At 53.4% G+C, this 22,979-nt stretch carries 18 protein-coding genes; all 18 read left to right on the top strand.

Features of this window, described 5'->3' with window-relative positions; translation table 11 throughout:
• Nucleotides 1-4: 4 nt before the first annotated feature.
• Nucleotides 5-1,228 (top strand): glycolate oxidase subunit GlcF, encoded by a 1,224-nt coding sequence (gene glcF, locus BEG40_RS16335; RefSeq protein ID WP_105285766.1) that lies wholly within the window; start codon nucleotides 5-7, stop codon nucleotides 1,226-1,228.
• 4 nt (nucleotides 1,229-1,232) lie between these two features.
• Nucleotides 1,233-1,637, top strand: a complete 405-nt coding sequence (locus BEG40_RS16330) for a GlcG family protein (RefSeq protein ID WP_000853256.1) — start codon at nucleotides 1,233-1,235, stop codon at nucleotides 1,635-1,637.
• Between the two features lie 21 nt (nucleotides 1,638-1,658).
• Nucleotides 1,659-3,830, top strand: a complete 2,172-nt coding sequence (gene glcB, locus BEG40_RS16325; RefSeq protein ID WP_105285765.1) for a malate synthase G — start codon at nucleotides 1,659-1,661, stop codon at nucleotides 3,828-3,830.
• A 355-nt stretch (nucleotides 3,831-4,185) separates the two neighbouring features.
• On the top strand, nucleotides 4,186-5,868 hold the full coding sequence (glcA, locus tag BEG40_RS16320) for a glycolate permease GlcA (RefSeq protein WP_000259282.1): 1,683 nt from the start codon (nucleotides 4,186-4,188) through the stop codon (nucleotides 5,866-5,868).
• 497 nt (nucleotides 5,869-6,365) lie between these two features.
• Nucleotides 6,366-10,916, top strand: coding sequence for a lipoprotein metalloprotease SslE (gene sslE, locus BEG40_RS16310; RefSeq protein WP_105285763.1), 4,551 nt, complete (start codon nucleotides 6,366-6,368; stop codon nucleotides 10,914-10,916).
• A gap of 165 nt (nucleotides 10,917-11,081) precedes the next feature.
• Nucleotides 11,082-11,891 (top strand): prepilin peptidase PppA, encoded by an 810-nt coding sequence (gene pppA, locus BEG40_RS16300; RefSeq protein WP_016159805.1) that lies wholly within the window; start codon nucleotides 11,082-11,084, stop codon nucleotides 11,889-11,891.
• A 65-nt stretch (nucleotides 11,892-11,956) separates the two neighbouring features.
• The gene (gene gspS2, locus BEG40_RS16295) at nucleotides 11,957-12,367 is read left to right on the top strand and encodes a type II secretion system pilot lipoprotein GspS-beta (protein WP_021551401.1); all 411 of its coding nucleotides are present in this window, start codon (nucleotides 11,957-11,959) and stop codon (nucleotides 12,365-12,367) included.
• A gap of 15 nt (nucleotides 12,368-12,382) precedes the next feature.
• Complete coding sequence (gspC, locus tag BEG40_RS16290; protein ID WP_105285762.1) at nucleotides 12,383-13,342, top strand: type II secretion system protein GspC; 960 nt, start codon at nucleotides 12,383-12,385, stop codon at nucleotides 13,340-13,342.
• 29 nt (nucleotides 13,343-13,371) lie between these two features.
• On the top strand, nucleotides 13,372-15,432 hold the full coding sequence (gene gspD, locus BEG40_RS16285) for a type II secretion system secretin GspD (protein WP_105285761.1): 2,061 nt from the start codon (nucleotides 13,372-13,374) through the stop codon (nucleotides 15,430-15,432).
• Nucleotides 15,432-16,925 carry a type II secretion system ATPase GspE gene (gspE, locus tag BEG40_RS16280; protein WP_105285760.1) on the top strand — a complete coding sequence of 498 codons (1,494 nt, stop codon included), beginning with the start codon at nucleotides 15,432-15,434 and terminating at the stop codon, nucleotides 16,923-16,925. Before gspD ends, gspE begins: the two co-directional genes overlap by 1 nt.
• Entirely contained in the window at nucleotides 16,925-18,148 is a 1,224-nt protein-coding gene (gene gspF / locus BEG40_RS16275) for a type II secretion system inner membrane protein GspF (protein ID WP_001173424.1), read from the top strand. The genes gspE and gspF overlap by 1 nt, the downstream gene beginning before the upstream one ends.
• Before the next feature lie 16 nt (nucleotides 18,149-18,164).
• Nucleotides 18,165-18,620, top strand: coding sequence for a type II secretion system major pseudopilin GspG (gene gspG / locus BEG40_RS16270; protein ID WP_001087292.1), 456 nt, complete (start codon nucleotides 18,165-18,167; stop codon nucleotides 18,618-18,620).
• Nucleotides 18,621-18,623: 3 nt separating this feature from the next.
• Entirely contained in the window at nucleotides 18,624-19,187 is a 564-nt protein-coding gene (gene gspH, locus BEG40_RS16265; protein ID WP_001115158.1) for a type II secretion system minor pseudopilin GspH, read from the top strand.
• On the top strand, nucleotides 19,184-19,555 hold the full coding sequence (gene gspI / locus BEG40_RS16260) for a type II secretion system minor pseudopilin GspI (protein WP_105285759.1): 372 nt from the start codon (nucleotides 19,184-19,186) through the stop codon (nucleotides 19,553-19,555). The genes gspH and gspI overlap by 4 nt, the downstream gene beginning before the upstream one ends.
• A complete protein-coding gene (gene gspJ, locus BEG40_RS16255; RefSeq protein WP_105282614.1) occupies nucleotides 19,552-20,157 on the top strand; it encodes a type II secretion system minor pseudopilin GspJ in 606 nt (201 codons plus the stop codon). Before gspI ends, gspJ begins: the two co-directional genes overlap by 4 nt.
• Complete coding sequence (gene gspK / locus BEG40_RS16250; RefSeq protein WP_000213664.1) at nucleotides 20,154-21,131, top strand: type II secretion system minor pseudopilin GspK; 978 nt, start codon at nucleotides 20,154-20,156, stop codon at nucleotides 21,129-21,131. The genes gspJ and gspK overlap by 4 nt, the downstream gene beginning before the upstream one ends.
• Entirely contained in the window at nucleotides 21,128-22,306 is a 1,179-nt protein-coding gene (gene gspL / locus BEG40_RS16245) for a type II secretion system protein GspL (protein ID WP_105285758.1), read from the top strand. Before gspK ends, gspL begins: the two co-directional genes overlap by 4 nt.
• Nucleotide 22,307: 1 nt before the next feature.
• Entirely contained in the window at nucleotides 22,308-22,844 is a 537-nt protein-coding gene (yghD, locus tag BEG40_RS16240) for a GspM family type II secretion system protein YghD (RefSeq protein WP_000942774.1), read from the top strand.
• The last annotated feature ends 135 nt before the right edge of the window (nucleotides 22,845-22,979 follow it).

The following is a 22,979-nucleotide window of genomic DNA, read 5'->3' as shown; positions in this document are numbered from 1 at the left end:
GGCTATGCAAACCCGATTAACCGAAGAGATGCGTCAGAACGCGCGGGCGCTGGAAGCCGACAGCATCCTGCGTGCCTGTGTTCACTGCGGATTTTGTACCGCAACCTGCCCAACCTATCAGCTTCTGGGGGATGAACTGGATGGGCCGCGCGGGCGCATCTATCTGATTAAACAGGTGCTGGAAGGCAACGAAGTTACGCTTAAAACGCAGGAGCATCTCGATCGCTGTCTCACTTGCCGCAACTGTGAAACCACCTGTCCTTCTGGTGTGCGCTATCACACTCTGCTGGATATCGGGCGTGATATTGTCGAGCAGAAAGTGAAACGTCCACTGCCGGAGCGAATGCTGCGCGAAGGATTGCGCCAGGTAGTGCCGCGTCCGGCGGTCTTTCGCGCATTGACGCAGGTAGGGCTGGTGCTGCGACCGTTTTTGCCGGAACAGGTCAGAGCAAAACTGCCTGCCGAAACGGTGAAAGCTAAACCGCGTCCGCCGCTGCGCCATAAGCGTCGGGTTTTAATGCTGGAAGGCTGCGCCCAGCCTACGCTTTCGCCCAACACCAACGCGGCAACTGCGCGAGTGCTGGATCGTTTGGGGATCAGCGTCATGCCAGCTAACGAAGCAGGCTGTTGTGGCGCGGTGGACTATCATCTTAATGCGCAGGAGAAAGGGCTGGCGCGGGCGCGCAATAATATTGATGCCTGGTGGCCCGCAATTGAAGCAGGTGCCGAGGCTATTTTGCAGACTGCCAGCGGCTGTGGCGCGTTCGTCAAAGAGTATGGGCAGATGCTGAAAAACGATGCGCTGTATGCCGATAAAGCGCGTCAGGTCAGTGAACTGGCGGTCGATTTAGTCGAACTGTTGCGCAAGGAACCGCTGGAAAAACTGGCAATTCGCGGCGATAAAAAACTGGCCTTCCACTGCCCGTGTACTCTGCAACATGCGCAAAAGCTGAACGGCGAAGTGGAAAAAGTATTACTGCGCCTGGGATTTACCTTAACCGACGTTCCCGACAGCCATCTGTGCTGCGGGTCGGCGGGAACATATGCGTTAACGCATCCCGATCTGGCGCGCCAGCTACGGGATAACAAAATGAATGCGCTGGAAAGCGGCAAACCGGAAATGATCGTCACCGCCAACATTGGTTGCCAGACGCATCTGGCGAGCGCCGGTCGTACCTCTGTGCGCCACTGGATTGAAATTGTAGAACAAGCCCTTGAAAAGGAATAACAAAATGAAAACTAAAGTCATTCTTAGCCAGCAAATGGCGAGTGCAATTATTGCCGCAGGTCAGGAAGAGGCGCAGAAAAATAACTGGTCTGTTTCTATTGCTGTTGCCGATGACGGCGGTCATCTGCTGGCGTTAAGTCGCATGGATGATTGCGCGCCGATTGCGGCTTACATCTCCCAGGAGAAAGCGCGTACCGCCGCGCTGGGGCGTCGTGAAACTAAGGGCTATGAAGAGATGGTGAACAACGGACGTACCGCGTTCGTGACGGCACCGTTACTGACGTCGCTGGAAGGCGGCGTACCGGTTGTTGTGGATGGGCAAATTATTGGTGCCGTGGGCGTTTCTGGTTTAACCGGAGCACAGGATGCGCAGGTCGCGAAAGCGGCAGCAGCGGTGTTGGCGAAATAAGCGAAAACGAGGAGATAAATAATGAGTGAAACCATGACCCAGGGCCGTTTACGCATTGACGCCAATTTTAAACGTTTTGTGGATGAAGAAGTTTTGCCGGGCGTGGAACTGGATGCTGCCGCGTTCTGGCGCAATGTTGATGAGATTGTTCACGATCTGGCGCCAGAAAATCGTCAGTTGCTGGTAGAACGCGATCGCATTCAGGCGGCGCTCGACGAGTGGCATCGCAGCAATCCGGGGCCGGTAAAAGACAAAGCGGCCTATAAATCTTTCCTGCGTGAACTGGGCTACCTGGTGCCGCAACCGGAGCACGTGACGGTGGAAACCACGGGCATCGACAGTGAAATTACCAGTCAGGCGGGGCCACAGCTGGTGGTTCCGGCAATGAACGCCCGCTATGCGCTGAACGCGGCGAACGCCCGCTGGGGTTCACTGTACGACGCGCTGTACGGCAGCGACATCATCCCGCAGGAAGGGGCGATGGTCAGCGGCTACGATCCGCAGCGCGGCGAGCAGGTTATCGCCTGGGTTCGGCGTTTTCTCGACGAATCACTGCCGCTGGAAAATGGCAGCTATCAGGATGCGGTGGCGTTTAGCGTGGTCGATAAACAATTACGTATCCAGTTGAAAAATGGCACGGAAACCACGTTACGTACCCCGGCGCAGTTTGTCGGTTATCGTGGTGATGCCGCTGCGCCGGGCTGCATTTTGCTGAAAAATAACGGTTTGCATATCGAGCTGCAAATCGATGCCAACGGGCGGATTGGCAAAGACGATCCGGCGCACATCAACGATGTTATCGTCGAAGCTGCCATCAGTACCATTCTCGACTGCGAAGATTCGGTCGCTGCGGTTGATGCGGAAGATAAAATCCTGCTGTACCGCAACCTGCTGGGGCTGATGCAGGGCACTCTGCAAGAGAAGATGGAGAAAAACGGTCGGCAAATCGTGCGTAAACTGAATGACGATCGTCAGTACACTGCTGCCGACGGCTCTGAAATTTCTCTGCACGGGCGCTCGCTGCTGTTTATCCGCAACGTGGGTCATTTGATGACCATTCCTGTGATTTGGGACAGCGAAGGCAATGAAATCCCGGAAGGTATTCTTGATGGCGTCATGACTGGCGCGATTGCCCTCTACGATTTAAAAGTGCAGAAAAACTCGCGTACCGGCAGCGTCTATATTGTGAAACCGAAAATGCACGGTCCGCAGGAAGTGGCGTTCGCCAACAAACTGTTTACCCGCATTGAGACGATGCTCGGCATGGCACCGAATACCCTGAAAATGGGCATTATGGATGAAGAACGCCGAACCTCGCTGAACTTACGTAGCTGTATCGCCCAGGCGCGCAACCGCGTGGCGTTCATCAACACCGGCTTCCTCGACCGTACCGGCGATGAGATGCATTCGGTGATGGAAGCGGGGCCGATGTTGCGTAAAAACCAGATGAAATCGACGCCGTGGATCAAAGCCTACGAGCGCAATAACGTGCTGTCTGGTTTGTTCTGTGGGCTGCGCGGTAAAGCGCAAATCGGTAAAGGCATGTGGGCAATGCCGGATCTGATGGCTGACATGTACAGCCAGAAGGGCGACCAGTTACGTGCCGGGGCAAACACGGCCTGGGTTCCGTCGCCGACCGCCGCTACGCTCCATGCGCTACACTACCATCAAACCAACGTACAGAGCGTGCAAGCCAACATTGCCAACACAGAGTTCAATGCTGAATTTGAACCGCTGCTGGACGATCTGCTGACCATCCCGGTTGCTGAAAACGCTAACTGGTCGGCGCAAGAGATCCAACAAGAGCTGGACAACAACGTACAGGGTATTCTGGGGTATGTGGTGCGCTGGGTGGAGCAGGGGATTGGTTGTTCAAAAGTGCCGGATATTCACAACGTGGCGCTGATGGAAGACCGTGCAACGCTGCGCATCTCCAGCCAGCATATCGCTAACTGGTTACGTCACGGTATTCTGACTAAAGAACAGGTGCAGGCGTCGCTGGAGAATATGGCGAAAGTGGTGGATCAGCAAAACGCTGGCGATCCGGCGTATCGTCCGATGGTGGGGAATTTCGCTAATTCGTGTGCGTTTAAAGCTGCCAGCGATTTAATCTTCCTCGGCGTGAAACAGCCAAACGGTTATACCGAACCGTTATTACACGCCTGGCGTTTACGCGAAAAAGAAAGTCATTAATAGCAATAGCAAAAGCCCCGGCAAGTTTTATTGTCGGGGCTATTATAGTTACTGCGGTAGTACATTTATCCCGGAAATAACCGGAGCGATTATCAGGGTTTAACAATATTAAATACCCGTAGCGCATCACTAGCGGGATTAAAACAACAATATGGACATCTTAACGATACTCTGCGCCTGCGTGTGCGGAACAGAAACCCTTACCCGATATACTTGTTATGCCAGAGGTAGCAATTGCGTTAGCGGCGTGCTGTTGCTGTAAAGTATAACCCCTATATTTTACAGTTCAGTCCTCTTTTGCTTATTACAACCTTAAGTATATCAAGCATATAAAGATAATAAGAGACTGAACAATATGGTTACCTGGACCCAAATGTATATGCCGATGGGAGGACTGGGGCTATCCGCTCTGGTCGCCTTGATCCCGATAATATTCTTCTTCGTTGCACTCGCGGTATTACGTCTGAAAGGACATGTCGCCGGAGCAATAACCCTTATATTATCGATATTGATTGCGATATTCGCCTTTAAAATGCCGATTGATATGGCATTTGCTGCTGCGGGATATGGCTTTATTTATGGCTTATGGCCGATTGCGTGGATTATTGTCGCAGCGGTATTCCTCTATAAATTAACCGTTGCCAGCGGGCAGTTTGATATTATCCGCAGCTCGGTTATCTCCATCACCGACGATCAACGTTTGCAGGTGCTACTGATTGGTTTCTCCTTTGGCGCGCTGCTGGAAGGGGCGGCTGGCTTTGGCGCGCCGGTGGCGATTACGGGGGCGTTGCTGGTGGGGCTGGGCTTCAAACCGTTATATGCGGCGGGGCTGTGCCTGATTGCCAACACTGCGCCGGTGGCGTTTGGAGCGTTGGGCGTGCCGATTCTGGTCGCCGGTCAGGTAACGGGAATCGATCCGTTCGACATCGGTGCAATGGCGGGACGTCAGTTGCCGTTCTTGTCAGTTCTTGTACCGTTCTGGCTGGTGGCGATGATGGACGGCTGGAAAGGGGTGAAAGAGACGTGGCCAGCGGCGCTGGTTGCGGGTGGTAGCTTTGCGGTTACCCAGTTCTTTACCTCTAACTACATTGGTCCTGAACTGCCGGATATTACTTCGGCGCTGGTGAGTATCGTCTCACTTTCTTTATTCCTTAAAGTCTGGCGACCGAAAAATACCGAAACGGCAATCAGCATGGGGCAATCCGCAGGTGCGATGGTGGTGAATAAACCGTCTTCTGGCGGTCCCGTGCCTTCAGAATATAGTCTGGGGCAAATCATTCGCGCCTGGTCACCCTTTTTAATCTTAACGGTGCTGGTCACCATCTGGACGATGAAGCCATTTAAAGCGTTATTTGCGCCGGGCGGTGCGTTTTATTCGCTGGTGATTAATTTCCAGATCCCTCATTTGCATCAGCAGGTACTGAAAGCGGCACCCATTGTCGCCCAGCCGACACCGATGGATGCGGTGTTTAAATTCGACCCGCTGTCCGCTGGCGGCACCGCTATTTTTATTGCGGCGATTATCTCTATATTCATTCTCGGCGTGGGGATCAAGAAAGGCATTGGCGTCTTTGCCGAAACGCTAATTAGCCTGAAGTGGCCGATATTGTCGATTGGCATGGTGCTGGCATTTGCTTTCGTGACCAACTATTCCGGCATGTCTACCACGCTGGCGCTGGTACTGGCGGGCACTGGCGTGATGTTCCCGTTCTTCTCACCGTTCCTTGGCTGGCTGGGGGTATTCCTTACCGGCTCGGACACATCCTCGAATGCCCTGTTTGGTTCACTGCAATCAACCACCGCGCAGCAAATCAACGTCTCTGACACCCTGCTGGTGGCAGCAAATACCAGCGGCGGCGTGACCGGCAAGATGATCTCTCCGCAATCTATCGCCGTGGCCTGCGCCGCAACAGGCATGGTGGGCCGAGAATCTGAACTGTTCCGCTACACTGTGAAACACAGTCTGATCTTTGCCAGCGTTATTGGCATTATCACGCTGTTGCAGGCGTATGTGTTTACCGGAATGTTAGTCTCGTAAGTCAACAAAGCCGGATGATCGTCAATATCATCCGGCTTCATTCTTTTCTGGTTACATTATTCTGTCTTATTAATTAAAAAAATCATTTCCCGATTTATTATCTATGCGGCAATAATGTTTTGTGTTCAGATAACCCGCTAAATAATTAAGCGCGTGAGAATATCTATTTTTTTTGTCCCGCAAAACAAGTCTGTATTAATTATGTTCGCTTGATGAGTAAACACCGTGCTATCTGTTGCTTTTGCAATCGCAATCGTTAAAACTATCAACAACTTGAGATAGTCACATTGTGAATAATTGTTACTTTTTTGTTTGTTAAATCTTTTGATAAATACCCCGACTGACATCGTATAGGGGATATTCTTATAAATTTTACCTGTTTCGTTATCAATAATGCAGTTTTCTTAAGAATGGAGGAAATTATTAGAGAAGATAAAGCATAAAACTATTTCCCCAGTTACGAATCTTTTAACTTTATTTTGTCACTTGCGTTATTAATGAATAAGAAATTTAAATATAAGAAATCGCTTTTAGCGACTATTTTAAGCGCAACCTTGTTAGCCGGTTGTGATGGCGGTGGTTCAGGATCGTCCTCCGATACTCCGCCTGTAGATTCTGGAACAGGGTCTTTGCCGGAAGTGAAACCTGATCCAACACCAAACCCGGAGCCGACGCCGGAGCCTGAACCTACTCCGGACCCGACACCTGATCCAGAGCCAACGCCAGAACCGGAGCCAGAACCTGTTCCTACGAAAACGGGTTATCTGACCCTGGGCGGAAGCCAGCGGGTAATCGGTGCTAAATGTAATGGTGAATCCAGCGACGGCTTTACTTTTACACCTGGCGAGGACGTTACTTGCGTAGCGGGTAACACGACAATTGCCACCTTCAACACTCAGTCAGAAGCTGCGCGTAGCCTGCGTGCGGTTGAAAAAGTGTCGTTTAGCCTTGAGGACTCGCAAGAACTGGCGGAGTCCGACGACAAGAAAAGCAATGCGCTCTCGCTGGTAACCTCCATGAACAGTTGTCCGGCGGATACAGAACAGGTTTGCCTGACGTTCTCCTCGGTGATCGAGAGTAAACGCTTCGACTCGCTGTATAAGCAAATCGATCTGACTCCGGAAGAGTTCAAAAAGCTGGTCAATGAAGAGGTGGAAAACAATGCCGCGACCGATAAGGCGCCATCCACTCATACTTCACCGGTAGTGCCCGTCACGACGCCGGGAACAAAGCCGGATCTGAACGCTTCCTTCGTGTCGGCTAACGCGGAACAGTTTTATCAGTATCAACCTACGGAAATCATTCTTTCTGAAGGTCGCCTGGTAGATAGCCAGGGGAATGGCGTGGTTGGCGTCAACTACTACACCAATTCTGGCCGTGGTGTAACCGGAGAAAACGGCGAGTTTTCCTTTAGCTGGGGGGAAACCATCTCCTTTGGCATCGACACCTTTGAACTTGGCTCAGTGCGCGGTAACAAGTCGACTATTGCACTGACGGAACTGGGCGATGAAGTTCGCGGGGCAAATATCGATCAGCTGATCCACCGCTATTCGAAAGCCGGACAAAATAATACCCGTGTCGTTCCGGACGATGTGCGCAAGGTCTTTGCTGAATATCCCAACGTGATCAACGAGATTATCAATCTCTCTTTATCCAACGGTGCGACGCTGGGTGAAGGTGATCAAGTTGTTACGCTGCCTAACGAATTTATCGAACAGTTTGAAACGGGTCAGGCCAAAGAGATCGATACTGCAATCTGTGCGAAAACCGACGGTTGTAACTCTCCGCGCTGGTTCTCGCTGACCGCGCGCAGCATTAATGAAGGTCAGATTCAGGGCGTTATCAACAAGCTGTGGGGCGTGGATCAGAGCTACAAATCTGTCAGCAAGTTCCATGTCTTCCATGACTCTACCAACTTCTATGGCAGTACTGGTAATGCGCGCGGTCAGGCTGTGGTGAATATCTCCAACGCGGCGTTCCCGATTCTGATGGCGCGTAATGATAAAAACTACTGGCTGGCCTTCGGCGAGAAACGTGCCTGGGATAAAAACGAGCTGGCGTACATTACAGAAGCGCCTTCCATTGTGCGACCAGAGAACGTGACACGCGATACCGCCACCTTCAACCTGCCGTTTATTTCGCTGGGGCAAGTCGGTGAGGGCAAACTGATGGTTATCGGTAACCCACACTACAACAGCATTTTGCGTTGCCCGAACGGTTACAGCTGGAACGGGGGCGTTAATAAAGACGGGCAGTGTACGCTCAACAGCGACCCGGATGACATGAAGAACTTCATGGAGAACGTGTTGCGCTATCTGTCAAATGAACGCTGGCTGCCGGACGCGAAAACCAGCATGACCGTGGGCACCAACCTGGATACGGTTTATTTCAAACGTAATGGTCAGGTTACAGGAAACAGTGCTGCGTTTGGCTTCCATCCGGATTTTGCGGGTATCTCCGTTGAACATTTAAGTAGCTATGGCGATCTCGATCCGCAGAAAATGCCGCTGCTGATCCTCAACGGCTTTGAGTATGTGACTCAGGTGGGTAACGATCCCTATGCAATCCCGCTGCGTGCAGACACCAGCAAACCGAAGCTGACTCAGCAGGATGTGACCGATCTGATCGCCTATCTGAACAAAGGCGGATCGGTGCTGATCATGGAAAACGTGATGAGCAACCTTAAGGAAGAGAGCGCATCTGGCTTTGTACGTCTGCTTGATGCCGCAGGTCTGTCGATGGCGCTTAACAAATCGGTGGTGAATAACGATCCTCAAGGGTATCCGAACCGCGTTCGTCAGCAGCGCGCAACGGGTATTTGGGTCTATGAACGTTATCCTGCCGTAGACGGTGCGCTGCCGTACACCATCGATAGTGATACAGGGGAAGTTAAGTGGAAATATCAGGTAGAAAACAAACCTGATGACAAACCGAAGCTGGAAGTTGCCAGCTGGCTGGAAGATGTAGATGGCAAACAGGAAACGCGTTATGCCTTTATTGATGAAGCCGATCATAAAACGGAGGATTCTCTGAAGGCTGCGAAGGAGAAAATTTTCGCCGCGTTCCCGGGGCTGAAAGAGTGTACTGATTCGACTTACCACTACGAGGTCAACTGCCTGGAACATCGTCCTGGCACGGGTGTTCCGGTAACCGGGGGCATGTTTGTTCCGCGCTATACGCAACTGAATCTCAGCGCCGACACCGCGAAAGCGATGCTACAGGCAGCGGATTTGGGAACCAACATTCAGCGCCTGTATCAGCACGAGCTTTACTTCCGTACCAATGGTCGCAAAGGTGAGCGTCTGAGCAGCGTCGATCTGGAACGTCTGTACCAGAACATGTCTGTCTGGCTGTGGAACGATACGAAATATCGTTACGAAAGCAACAAGGATGACGAGCTGGGCTTTAAAACGTTCACTGAGTTCTTGAACTGCTATGCCAACAATGCCTATACCGAGGGCACGCAGTGTTCTACAGATCTGAAAAAATCGCTTGTCGATAACAATATGATCTACGGAGATAATACTGCCAAAGCCGGGATGATGAACCCGAGCTATCCGCTCAACTATATGGAAAAACCGCTGACGCGTCTGATGCTGGGGCGTTCCTGGTGGGATCTGAACATCAAAGTTGATGTCGAGAAGTATCCGGGAGCAGTATCGGCTGAAGGTGAGAAGGTTACTGAAACCATCAGCCTGTTCTCGAATCCGACCAAATGGTTTGCGGGTAACATGCAGTCTACTGGTCTGTGGGCTCCGGCTCAGAAAGAGGTCACCATTGAGTCTACGGCGGACGTTCCTGTGACTGTCACCGTGGCGCTGGCTGACGACCTGACCGGACGTGAGAAGCATGAAGTCGCGCTGAACCGTCCGCCGAGAGTGACTAAAACGTATACTCTGGAGGCTAATGGTACGGTGAAGTTTACGGTTCCTTACGGTGGTCTGATTTATATCAAGGGCGACAGCAAGGAGAATAATAAATCTGCCAGCTTCACCTTTACCGGTGTGGTAAAAGCGCCGTTCTATAAAGACGGTAAATGGAAAAACGCTCTGAACTCACCGGCGCCGTTGGGTGAGCTGGAGTCAGACTCTTTCGTCTACACCACGCCGAAGAAGAACCTTGAGGCCAGCAATTTCACTGGTGGCGTAGCAGAATTCGCTAAAGATCTGGATACTTTTGCCAGCTCGATGAATGACTTCTACGGTCGTGATGGCGAGCAAGGTAAGCACCGGATGTTTACCTATAAAGCATTGACGGGTCACAAACATCGTTTTACTAACGATGTGCAGATCTCCATTGGTGATGCGCACTCTGGTTATCCGGTAATGAACAGCAGCTTCTCGACGAACAGCACCACGCTGCCGACGACGCCGCTGAACGACTGGCTGATCTGGCACGAAGTAGGGCACAACGCTGCAGAAACGCCGCTGACTGTACCGGGCGCAACTGAAGTAGCGAACAACGTGCTGGCGCTGTACATGCAGGATCGCTATCTCGGCAAGATGAACCGTGTCGCTGACGATATTACCGTTGCGCCGGAATATCTGAACGAGAGCAATGGTCAGGCATGGGCGCGCGGCGGTGCGGGTGACCGTCTGCTGATGTACGCACAGCTGAAGGAGTGGGCAGAGAAAAACTTTGATATCACGAAGTGGTATCCAGAGGGGCAACTGCCAGCGTTCTACAGCAATCGTGAAGGGATGAAAGGCTGGAACCTGTTCCAGTTGATGCACCGTAAAGCACGCGGCGATGATGTTGGTAAAACTAAGTTTGGCGAAAAAAATTACTGTGCCGAATCCAACGGTAACGCTGCCGACACGCTGATGCTGTGTGCCTCCTGGGTAGCTCAGACGGATCTTTCGGAGTTCTTTAAGAAATGGAATCCGGGCGCGAATGCTTACCAGCTGCCGGGGGCAAGTGAGATGAGCTTCGAAGGCGGTGTGAGCCAGTCGGCTTACAAGACGCTGGCGTCGCTTGGCCTGCCGAAACCGGAAAAAGGGCCGGAAACCATTAATACGGTTACCGAGCATAAGATGTCAGCCGAGTAAGCCTGTAGGCATGAAATAAGGCGCATCGGGTTAACACATATGCCCGATGCGCCAACTTATCGGAGCTACAGAGAAAGCCGCAATTACTTGCGTTGGCAGATACCTGTAGGCCGGATAAGGCGTTTTACGCCGCATCCGGCAAGTTACAACACATAACCTTTAACCATGCATTTTGATGTTTTTCAGCAATATCCAGCGGTGATGCCCATCCTGGCAACCGTTGGTGGATTAATCATCGGCAGTTTTTTGAATGTGGTGATTTGGCGTTACCCCATCATGCTGCGCCAACAAATGGCGGAGTTTCAGGGGGAAACGCCGAGTGCGCAGTCAAAAATAAGCCTGGCGCTGCCACGTTCGCACTGTCCGCATTGCCAGCAGACCATCCGCGTTCGTGACAACATTCCGCTGCTCTCCTGGCTGATGCTCAAAGGGCGCTGCCGTGACTGTCAGGCGAAAATCAGCAAGCGTTATCCGCTGGTGGAGTTATTGACGGCACTCGCTTTTTTGCTGGCGAGTCTGGTCTGGCCGGAAAGTGGATGGGGGCTGGCGGTGATGATATTATCCGCCTGGCTGATTGCCGCGAGTGTCATCGACCTCGATAACCAATGGCTGCCCGATGTCTTTACTCAGGGCGTATTGTGGACGGGGCTGATTGCAGCATGGGCGCAGCAGAGTCCGTTAACGCTACAAGACGCAGTCACCGGCGTACTGGTGGGGTTTATCTCTTTTTACTCGCTGCGCTGGATAGCCGGAATAGTTCTGCGTAAAGAAGCATTAGGCATGGGCGATGTATTACTCTTCGCCGCTTTAGGTGGCTGGGTGGGGGCGTTGTCGCTGCCCAATGTTGCTTTAATCGCCTCATGCTGCGGCCTGATATATGCCGTTATTACAAAAAAAGGATCAACCACACTGCCTTTTGGACCGTGTTTAAGTCTGGGCGGTATAGCAACACTTTATCTACAGGCATTGCTTTAATGATAACAACGTCATTATCGAAGTGACATTTTTACTCTTATTAATAACCTTGGAGATTATTAACCATGTCGATAAAAAAGATGCCAGGGAGGGTATTAATATCGCTATTGTTGAGCGTTACAGGATTATTAAGTGGCTGCGCCAGCCATAATGAAAACGCCAGTTTACTGGCGAAAAAACAGGCGCAAAATATCAGTCAAAACCTGCCAATTAAATCTGCGGGATATACCTTAGTGCTGGCGCAAAGTAGCGGTGCGACGGTAAAAATGACCATTATCAGCGAAGCGGGTGCCCAGACCACGCAGACGCCTGACGCCTTTTTAAACAGCTATCAACGACAAATGTGCGCAGACCCGACGGTGAAATTAATGATTACCGAGGGAATTAATTACAGCATAACGATTAATGATACACGTACAGGTAACCAGTATCAGCGGAAACTGGATCGTACCACCTGTGGAATAGTCAAAGCATAACGTCGGGTATATAAATTGGCGCGGGTTGTTTTTCGTGACGCACGAATTTATCTCATTCAGTGGCTGACTAAAATTCGTCACACTCTTAGCCAGAGACAATCTCTTAATACAGACAAAGAGCATCTGCGAAAAATTGTACGCGCGATGTTCTGGCTGGTGCTGCTTATTATTTCTGCAAAAATGGCGTATTCACTCTGGCGCTATATCTCCTTTTCTGCGGAATATACGGCGGTTTCCCCATCGGCGAATAAACCGGCACGTGCGGATGCAAAAACGTTCGATAAAAAAGACGTACAATTAATCAGCCAGCAAAACTGGTTTGGCAAATATCAGCCCGTCGCCGCGCCGGTAAAACAACCCGAACCAGCGCCGGTGGCAGAAACGCGTCTTAATGTGGTGCTGCGCGGGATCGCCTTTGGTGCCAGACCCGGCGCGGTTATTGAAGAAGGCGGCAAACAGCAGGTCTATCTGCAGGGGGAACGGCTTGGTTCTCACAACGCGGTGATTGAGGAAATCAACCGCGACCATGTGATGCTGCGCTATCAGGGAAAAATAGAGCGCCTGAGCCTGGCAGAAGAGGAGCGTTCCACCGTTGCCGTGACCAACAAAAAAGCTGTCAGTGACGAAGAAAAGCCAGCTGTTGCTGAACCTGCTGTCAGTGCGCCAGTTGAGATCCCGGCTGCCGTGCGTCAGGCACTGGCGAAAGATCCGCAGAAAATTTTTAACTATATCCAGCTTACGCCCGTGCGTAAGGAGGGGATTGTCGGTTATGCAGTGAAACCGGGGGCAGATCGTTCTCTGTTCGATGCCAGCGGTTTCAAGGAAGGCGATATCGCCATTGCGTTAAATCAGCAGGATTTTACTGATCCACGAGCAATGATTGCTCTGATGCGGCAGTTACCTTCAATGGATTCCATTCAACTTACGGTTTTACGCAAGGGTGCGCGCTACGACATTTCCATCGCGCTGCGCTAACCGCATTTAATCCAGGAGAATCATTCATCGTGTTTTGGCGTGATATTACGTTGTCGGTCTGGCGTAAGAAGACAACTGGCCTCAAAACAAAAAAGCGTTTACTGCCGCTGGTGCTGGCAGCGGCATTATGTAGTTCACCGGTCTGGGCGGAAGAAGCCACTTTCACCGCCAATTTTAAAGATACCGACCTGAAATCGTTCATCGAAACCGTCGGCGCTAACCTTAATAAAACCATCATCATGGGACCAGGCGTACAGGGGAAAGTGAGTATTCGCACGATGACCCCGCTCAATGAACGCCAGTATTACCAGCTATTCCTTAACCTGCTGGAAGCGCAGGGGTATGCCGTCGTACCGATGGAAAACGATGTGCTGAAGGTGGTGAAATCCAGTGCCGCGAAAGTCGAGCCGCTGCCGCTGGTCGGTGAAGGTAGCGACAACTACGCGGGTGATGAAATGGTCACTAAAGTGGTGCCGGTACGCAATGTGTCGGTACGCGAGCTGGCACCGATTCTGCGCCAGATGATCGACAGCGCAGGTTCTGGCAACGTCGTTAATTACGATCCCTCCAACGTGATTATGCTTACCGGACGCGCCTCAGTTGTGGAACGGCTGACGGAAGTGATCCAGCGCGTGGATCATGCTGGGAACCGCACCGAAGAGGTTATCCCGCTGGATAACGCCTCGGCTTCGGAAATTGCTCGCGTGCTGGAAAGCCTGACTAAAAACAGCGGCGAGAACCAGCCAGCGACGCTGAAATCACAGATTGTCGCCGATGAACGCACCAACAGCGTGATTATCAGCGGCGATCCCGCCACGCGGGATAAAATGCGCCGCCTGATCCGTCGTCTGGACTCAGAAATGGAGCGCAGCGGCAACAGCCAGGTGTTCTATCTCAAATACAGCAAAGCCGAAGATCTGGTCGATGTTCTGAAACAGGTCAGCGGCACGCTCACCGCCGCTAAAGAAGAGGCGGAAGGCACGGTCGGTAGCGGGCGTGAGGTTGTCTCCATCGCCGCCAGCAAACACAGTAATGCCCTGATTGTTACCGCGCCGCAGGACATCATGCAGTCGCTACAAAGCGTGATTGAACAACTGGATATTCGCCGTGCTCAGGTGCATGTCGAGGCGTTGATCGTGGAAGTTGCCGAAGGCAGCAATATCAACTTCGGCGTGCAGTGGGCGTCGAAAGATGCCGGGTTAATGCAGTTTGCCAACGGCACGCAGATCCCTATCGGCACGCTGGGGGCAGCCATTTCTCAGGCGAAACCGCAGAAAGGCTCCACGGTGATCAGCGAAAACGGCGCTACCACCATTAACCCGGACACCAACGGCGATCTCTCCACGCTTGCCCAGCTACTTTCCGGCTTTAGCGGTACGGCGGTTGGCGTGGTGAAAGGCGACTGGATGGCGCTGGTACAGGCGGTTAAAAACGACTCCAGCTCTAACGTCCTTTCTACGCCGAGCATCACCACGCTGGACAACCAGGAAGCCTTCTTCATGGTGGGCCAGGACGTTCCGGTATTAACCGGATCTACCGTTGGCTCCAATAACAGCAATCCTTTCAACACCGTAGAGAGGAAAAAAGTCGGCATCATGCTGAAAGTCACGCCGCAGATTAACGAAGGTAACGCGGTACAGATGGTGATTGAGCAGGAAGTCTCGAAAGTGGAAGGGCAGACCAGCCTCGACGTGGTGTTTGGCGAGCGCAAACTGAAAACCACCGTGCTGGCTAACGATGGTGAGCTGATTGTGCTTGGCGGTCTGATGGACGACCAGGCGGGAGAAAGTGTGGCGAAAGTGCCGCTGCTGGGCGATATCCCGTTGATTGGTAACCTGTTTAAATCGACGGCGGATAAAAAAGAAAAACGTAACCTGATGGTGTTTATCCGCCCGACGATTCTGCGTGACGGTATGGCGGCAGACGGCGTGTCGCAGCGCAAATATAACTACATGCGCGCCGAGCAGATCTATCGCGATGAGCAAGGCTTAAGCCTGATGCCGCACACCGCGCAGCCGGTACTGCCAGCGCAAAACCAGACCTTACCGCCGGAAGTACGCGCGTTCCTCAATGCCGGGAGAACACGTTAATGGTGCCTGTAGCACAGGAAACCACCGCTAACACCGTGCGTCTGCCCTACAGTTTCAGCCGTCGGTTTAGTCTGGTGGCATGGTGCGAATCGTCGCTGGAGATCCTCCATGTGCATCCGCTGTCGCTCTCTGTTTTGCAGGAGCTACAGCGGGGGCTGAACACACCCTTTACACTTCGGCAAATCGATGAGGCCGAGTTTGAACAGCGACTGAATGCGGTCTGGCAGCGGGACTCTTCCGAGGCTCGCCAGCTGATGGAAGATCTCGGTTCTGCCGAGGACTTTTTTACCCTCGCAGAAGAGCTGCCGGAAACGGAAGATCTGCTGGAAAGTGACGACGATGCGCCGATCATCAAACTGATCAACGCCATGCTGGCAGAGGCGATTAAAGAAGGCGCTTCGGATATCCACATCGAGACGTTTGAAAAGAGTCTGGTGATCCGTTTTCGTGTTGACGGCACATTACATGAAATGCTGCGTCCGGGGCGCAAACTGGCCTCGCTGCTGGTATCGCGTATTAAGGTGATGGCACGGCTGGATATCGCCGAAAAGCGCGTACCGCAGGATGGACGTATTGCGCTGCTGCTGGGCGGTCGGGCGATTGACGTGCGTGTCTCCACCATGCCATCCGCCTGGGGCGAGCGCGTGGTGCTGCGACTGCTGGACAAAAACCAGGCCCGCCTGACGCTGGAGCGTCTGGGGTTGAGCCATGAACTGACCGCGCAGTTGCGCCAGCTGTTACACAAACCGCACGGTATCTTTCTGGTGACGGGGCCGACAGGTTCCGGCAAAAGCACCACGCTGTACGCCGGATTGCAGGAGCTGAACAACCATTCGCGCAACATTCTCACGGTTGAAGACCCCATCGAATACATGATTGAAGGGATCGGTCAGACGCAGGTCAACACCCGCGTCGGCATGACCTTCGCCCGTGGCCTGCGCGCGATTTTGCGTCAGGACCCGGATGTGGTGATGGTCGGTGAAATCCGCGATACCGAAACCGCAGAAATCGCTGTTCAGGCGTCGCTCACTGGGCACCTGGTACTTTCCACGCTGCATACCAACACGGCGGTGGGGGCGATTACGCGTTTGCAGGATATGGGCGTGGAGCCTTTCCTGCTCTCTTCCAGTCTGACGGGCGTGATGGCGCAGCGGCTGATTCGCACGCTGTGCCCCGACTGCCGCCAGCCCGCGCCTGCCACTGACGAAGAAAAACGCCTGCTGGGGATTACCGACGCGCGTACTGTCACGCTGTACCATCCGCAGGGCTGCCCCGCCTGTAATCACAAAGGTTTTCGCGGACGTACTGCCATCCATGAGCTGATCGTGGTGGATGCCACATTGCGTGATTTGATCCACCGTCAGGCCGGGGAACTGGAGCTGGAACGTTATGTCCGGCAACACTCTGCGGGTATCCGCAGCAACGGCATTGAGAAAGTGCTCGCCGGAGAAACCTCTCTCGATGAAGTTCTGCGGGTAACCATGGAGGCGTAATGGCACTGTTTTACTATCAGGCGCTGGAGCGTAATGGTCGCAAAACCAAAGGCATGATTGAGGCGGATTCCGCGCGTCATGCCCGCCAGTTGTTGCGCGGTAAAGAGCTCATTCCCGTGCACATTGAAGCCCGGCTGAATGCTTCGTCAGGGGGAATGTTGCAGCGTCGGCGGCACGCACATCGTCGCGTGGCGGCGGCAGATCTGGCGCTGTTCACTCGCCAACTGGCAACGTTAGTACAGGCAGCAATGCCGCTGGAAACCTGCTTACAGGCGGTCAGTGAGCAAAGCGAAAAACTGCATGTAAAAAGCCTCGGAATGGCGCTACGCAGCCGGATTCAGGAAGGTTACACCCTGTCGGACAGCCTGCGCGAACATCCCCGCGTCTTTGATTCTCTGTTTTGTTCGATGGTGGCTGCCGGAGAAAAATCCGGGCATCTCGATGTGGTGCTCAATCGCCTGGCGGATTACACCGAACAGCGCCAGCGCCTGAAATCACGTCTGTTGCAGGCCATGCTCTATCCGCTGGTATTGCTGGTGGTGGCAACGGGCGTGGTTACTATTTTGCTGACGGCGGTAGTGCCGAAAATTATCGAACAGTTTGATCATCTCGGACACGCGTTGCCCGCTTCCACCCGCGCGCTTATCGCCATGAGCGACGCGTTACAGGCCAGCGGCGTTTACTGGCTGGCAGGTTTGCTGGGGCTTCTGGTGCTGGGGCAACGGTTACTCAAAAATCCTGCTATGCGCCTGCGCTGGGATAAAACCTTGCTGCGCCTGCCCGTGACGGGGCGTGTTGCGCGCGGGCTGAATACGGCGCGTTTTTCCCGCACGTTAAGCATCCTCACCGCCAGCAGTGTTCCGCTGCTGGAAGGCATTCAGACCGCTGCCGCCGTGTCGGCAAATCGCTATGTCGAGCAACAACTGCTGCTGGCGGCAGATCGCGTCCGCGAAGGAAGCAGTCTGCGCGCCGCGCTGGCGGAGCTTCGCCTGTTCCCACCGATGATGCTGTACATGATCGCCTCCGGTGAACAGAGCGGCGAGCTGGAAACCATGCTTGAACAGGCCGCAGTCAACCAGGAGCGGGAATTTGATACCCAGGTAGGACTGGCGTTAGGGCTGTTTGAACCGGCACTGGTGGTGATGATGGCGGGCGTGGTGCTGTTTATCGTCATCGCCATCCTTGAGCCGATGCTGCAACTGAACAATATGGTTGGAATGTAATTTACGGAGTTATCACATGAATTCGTTATCCCGCACACAAAAACCACGGGCAGGTTTTACCCTGCTGGAAGTGATGGTGGTGATTGTTATTCTTGGCGTTCTGGCAAGCCTGGTCGTGCCTAACCTGCTGGGCAACAAAGAGAAAGCGGATCGGCAAAAAGCCATCAGCGATATCGTGGCGCTGGAAAACGCGCTGGATATGTACCGACTGGATAACGGGCGTTATCCGACCACCGAGCAGGGGCTTGAGGCGCTGATCCAGCAACCGGCCAATATGGCGGATTCCCGCAACTACCGTCCAGGTGGATACATTAAACGACTGCCAAAAGATCCGTGGGGCAATGATTATCAGTATCTCAGCCCCGGTGAAAAAGGGATGTTTGATGTTTACACCTTAGGGGCGGATGGTCAGGAAAACGGAGAAGGCGCTGGCGCAGATATCGGTAACTGGAATTTGCAGGAGTTTCAGTAATCAGTGCCTGAACGCGGATTCACTCTTCTGGAAATCATGCTGGTGATTTTCCTTATCGGCCTTGCCAGTGTGGGCGTGGTACAGACTTTTGCGACCGATTCTGAATCGCCCGCGAAAAAAGCGGCGCAGGATTTTCTGACTCGCTTTGCGCAGTTTAAGGACAGGGCGGTGATCGAAGGACAGACACTCGGTGTGTTAATCGACCCGCCTGGCTACCAGTTTATGCAGCGTCGTCAGGGGCAGTGGTTGCCCGTTTCTGCGACCCGGTTATCGGCACAGGTTACGGTGCCGAAACAGGTGCAGATGCTGTTACAACCCGGAAGTGATATCTGGCAGAAGGAATATACTCTGGAGCTGCAACGTCGTCGCCTGACGCTGCATGATATTGAACTGGAGCTGCAAAAAGAGGCGAAAAAGAAGACGCCGCAGATCCGTTTTTCGCCTTTTGAACCCGCCACGCCGTTTACGCTGCGATTCTATTCGGCGGCGCAAAACGCATGTTGGGCGGTAAAACTGGCACACGATGGCGCGTTATCCCTCAGTCAATGTGATGAGAGGATGCCATGAAGCGTGGATTTACCTTGCTGGAAGTGATGCTCGCGCTGGCGATTTTTGCGCTGGCTGCCATGGCAGTGTTACAGATTGCCAGCGGTGCGCTGAGTAATCAGCAAGTTCTTGAGGAGAAAACGGTAGCTGGCTGGGTAGCTGAAAACCAGACCGCTCTACTTTACCTGATGACCCGCGAACAACGGGCGGTCAGGCATCAGGGCGAGAGCGATATGGCAGGAAGCCGCTGGTACTGGCGAACCACACCGCTGAATACAGGTAACGCGCTGCTTCAGGCGGTGGATATTGAAGTCAGCCGTCACGAAGACTTTTCGTCGGTGGTTCAGTCACGACGCGCCTGGTTCAGCGCCGTGGGAGGCCAGCAATGAAAAAGACTCGCGCTGGTTTCACGTTACTGGAAATGCTGGTGGCAATCGCCATTTTTGCCTCGCTGGCACTGATGGCGCAGCAGGTGACAAACGGCGTTACGCGCGTGAATAGCGCCGTCGCCGAACACGATCAAAAACTAAACCTCATGCAGCAAACGATGAGTTTTCTGACCCACGATCTGACACAAATGATGCCACGCCCGGTAAGAGGCGAGCAGGGGCAGCGGGAACCGGCGTTACTGGTTGGCGCTGGCGTGCTGGCGTCTGAGAGTGAAGGGATACGCTTTGTGCGTGGCGGTGTGGTTAATCCGTTGATGCGCCTGCCGCGCAGTAATCTGCTCACCGTCGGTTACCGCATTCATGACGGTTATCTTGAACGATTGTCCTGGCCGCTGACCGATGCAGCAGGCAGCGTGAAGCCAACAACGCAAAAATTAATCCCGGCGGATTCGCTCCGTTTGCAATTCTACGACGGCACGCGCTGGCAGGAGAGCTGGTCGTCAGGGCAGGCGATCCCTGTGGCGGTGCGCATGACTCTGCATTCGCCGCAATGGGGCGAGATTGAACGCATCTGGTTGTTACGCGGGCCGCAATTATCATGACCACCTCACCACCAAAACGCGGAATGGCACTGGTCGTGGTGCTGATATTGCTGGCGGTCATAATGCTGGTAACCATCACGCTTTCCGGGCGGATGCAACAACAACTTGGGCGAACGCGCAGCCAGCAGGAGTACCAGCAGGCGCTGTGGTACAGCGCCAGTGCAGAAAGCCTGGCGCTGAGCGCGCTCAGTCTGAGCCTGAAAAATGAACAACGCGTGCATCTGGCGCAGCCGTGGGCTTCCGGCCCTCGTTTTTTTCCTCTGCCGCAGGGGCAAATTGCCGTCACCCTGCGTGACGCACAGGCCTGCTTTAACCTGAATGCTCTCGCTCAGCCGACGACGGCATCGCGTCCGCTTGCGGTACAACAGTTGATTGCCCTGATCTCGCGCCTGGATGTGCCTGCTTATCGAGCCGAACTGATAGCCGAAAGCCTGTGGGAGTTTATTGACGAAGATCGCAGCGTGCAGACGCGTCTGGGGCGTGAAGACAGCGAGTATCTCGCCCGCTCGGTGCCGTTCTATGCCGCTAATCAACCGTTAGCTGATATCAGCGAGATGCGAGTGGTGCAGGGAATGGACGCCGGACTCTATCAAAAACTGAAACCGCTGGTTTGTGCGCTGCCGATGACCCGCCAGCAAATCAACATCAACACATTAGACGTCACGCAAAGCGTGATTCTCGAGGCGCTGTTTGATCCGTGGTTAAGCCCTGTTCAGGCGCGGGCGTTACTACAACAACGTCCGGCAAAGGGTTGGGAAGATGTCGATCAGTTTCTTGCACAGCCGCTACTTGCTGACGTCGATGAGCGTACTAAAAAACAGCTAAAAACCGTCCTGAGCGTGGACAGCAATTACTTCTGGCTGCGTTCGGATATCACCGTGAATGAGATTGAACTGACGATGAACTCGTTAATTGTCCGCATGGGGCCACAACACTTTTCGGTTCTCTGGCATCAGACAGGAGAAAGTGAGTGAGTTCCATGCTTGAGATTTTTTTCCCGCTTTGCGCCACCGACCCCATCCGCTGGCAGCGCCGTACACCCGACGTGGAGTGCGGTATCTGGCCTGACGTCGACAACGAACAGCTTCAGCAATGGCTGCAAACCGATGCGATTCGACTCTACATTCCCGGCGAATGGATCAGCGTCTGGCAGGTTGAACTGCCTGATGTCGCCCGCAAGCAGATACCGACTATTCTGCCCGCCTTACTGGAAGAAGAGCTGAACCAGGATATCGACGAACTGCATTTCGCCCCGTTGAAAATCGACCAGCAACTGGCAACCGTGGCAGTGATTCACCAGCAGCATATGCGCAACATTGCGCAGTGGTTGCAGGAAAACGGCATCACCCGCGCTACCGTCGCGCCGGACTGGATGTCCATTCCTTGTGGATTTATGGCTGGCGATGCGCAACGGGTTATCTGCCGCATCGATGAATGTCGGGGATGGAGCGCCGGGCGTGCGCTGGCTCCGGTTATGTTCCGCGCACAGCTCAATGAGCAGGATTTACCGCTTTCGCTAACCGTGGTCGGCATTGCGCCGGAAGAGCTATCGACATGGGCTGGCGTAGACGCTGAACGCCTGACCGTTACGGCTCTGCCAGCCATTACCACTTATGGCGAACCGGAAGGGAACCTGCTAACAGGGCCGTGGCAGCCTCGCGTCAGCTACCGAAAACAGTGGGCGCGCTGGCGGGTGATGGCTCTGCCGGTATTGCTGATTCTGGTTGCGCTGGCAGTGGAACGGGGTGTGACGTTATGGAGCGTCAGTGAACAGGTGGCGCAAAGCCGCGCCCAGGCGGAAAAACAGTTCTTAACGTTGTTCCCGGAGCAGAAGCGGATTGTGAATTTACGCTCTCAGGTGACGATGGCGCTGAAAAAATATCGCCCGCAGGCCGACGATACCAGGCTGCTCGCAGAGTTGTCAGCGATTGCCAGCACCCTGAAAACGGCGTCACTTTCCGACATCGAGATGCGTGGCTTCACCTTTGATCAAAAACGCCAGACGCTCCACCTTCAGTTGCGGGCAGCGAGCTTTGCCAGTTTCGACAAACTGCGTAGCGCACTGGCGGCAGATTATGTTGTGCAACAGGACGCATTACAGAAAGAGGGTGATGCGGTTTCCGGCGGCGTAACGTTGCGGAGGAAATAACATGTTACGCGATAAATTTATTCACTATTTTCAGCAATGGCGTGAACGCCAGTTAAGCCGTGGCGAACACTGGCTGGCACAACACCTGGCGGGGCGTTCGCCGCGCGAAAAAGGCATGTTACTGGCAGCGGCGGTGTTTCTGTTTAGCGCCGGATATTACGTCCTCATCTGGCAGCCTTTGAGCGAACGGGTAGAGCAACAGGAGACGATGTTGCAGCAGCTGGTGGCGATGAACACCCGACTGAAGAGCGCCGCGCCGGATATTATCGCAGCGCGAAAATCCGCCACAACAACGCCTGCGCAGGTATCGCGGGTCATTAGTGACAGTGCTTCCGCGCATTCTGTGGTCATCAAGCGGATAGCTGAGCGCGGGGAGAATATTCAGGTCTGGATAGATCCTGTGGTGTTTAATGACCTGCTGAACTGGTTAAACGCGCTGGATGAAAAGTATGCGCTGCGGGTGACACAAATTGATGTCAGCGCAGGTGAGAAGCCAGGGATGGTGAATGTGCAGCGACTGGAGTTGATAAGAGGATAAGTGTTCCAGTAAATTCCCTGTGAAATTAAACCCGAAAGGTGAGTGTATAATCTTCTTATCCACTCACTTAATTGAATATTTTTGCAATAAGAAATATCCCATTCCCGTCATCACTGAATGTTCTGCAAAACAACA

Source organism: Escherichia sp. MOD1-EC5495, assembly GCF_002965965.1.
Taxonomy (GTDB): domain Bacteria; phylum Pseudomonadota; class Gammaproteobacteria; order Enterobacterales; family Enterobacteriaceae; genus Escherichia; species Escherichia ruysiae.
The sequence above is the reverse complement of the archived record's forward strand: the minus strand, read 5'-3'. Positions and strand labels throughout refer to the sequence as shown.

Coding starts and splice junctions, on each gene's coding strand:
- glcF (WP_105285766.1), top strand. CDS start 5: ATGCAAACCCGATTAACCGAAGAGATGCGTCAGAACGCGCGGGCGCTG.
- BEG40_RS16330 (WP_000853256.1), top strand. CDS start 1,233: ATGAAAACTAAAGTCATTCTTAGCCAGCAAATGGCGAGTGCAATTATT.
- glcB (WP_105285765.1), top strand. CDS start 1,659: ATGAGTGAAACCATGACCCAGGGCCGTTTACGCATTGACGCCAATTTT.
- glcA (WP_000259282.1), top strand. CDS start 4,186: ATGGTTACCTGGACCCAAATGTATATGCCGATGGGAGGACTGGGGCTA.
- sslE (WP_105285763.1), top strand. CDS start 6,366: ATGAATAAGAAATTTAAATATAAGAAATCGCTTTTAGCGACTATTTTA.
- pppA (WP_016159805.1), top strand. CDS start 11,082: ATGCATTTTGATGTTTTTCAGCAATATCCAGCGGTGATGCCCATCCTG.
- gspS2 (WP_021551401.1), top strand. CDS start 11,957: ATGTCGATAAAAAAGATGCCAGGGAGGGTATTAATATCGCTATTGTTG.
- gspE (WP_105285760.1), top strand. CDS start 15,432: ATGGTGCCTGTAGCACAGGAAACCACCGCTAACACCGTGCGTCTGCCC.
- gspF (WP_001173424.1), top strand. CDS start 16,925: ATGGCACTGTTTTACTATCAGGCGCTGGAGCGTAATGGTCGCAAAACC.
- gspG (WP_001087292.1), top strand. CDS start 18,165: ATGAATTCGTTATCCCGCACACAAAAACCACGGGCAGGTTTTACCCTG.
- gspI (WP_105285759.1), top strand. CDS start 19,184: ATGAAGCGTGGATTTACCTTGCTGGAAGTGATGCTCGCGCTGGCGATT.
- gspJ (WP_105282614.1), top strand. CDS start 19,552: ATGAAAAAGACTCGCGCTGGTTTCACGTTACTGGAAATGCTGGTGGCA.
- gspK (WP_000213664.1), top strand. CDS start 20,154: ATGACCACCTCACCACCAAAACGCGGAATGGCACTGGTCGTGGTGCTG.
- yghD (WP_000942774.1), top strand. CDS start 22,308: ATGTTACGCGATAAATTTATTCACTATTTTCAGCAATGGCGTGAACGC.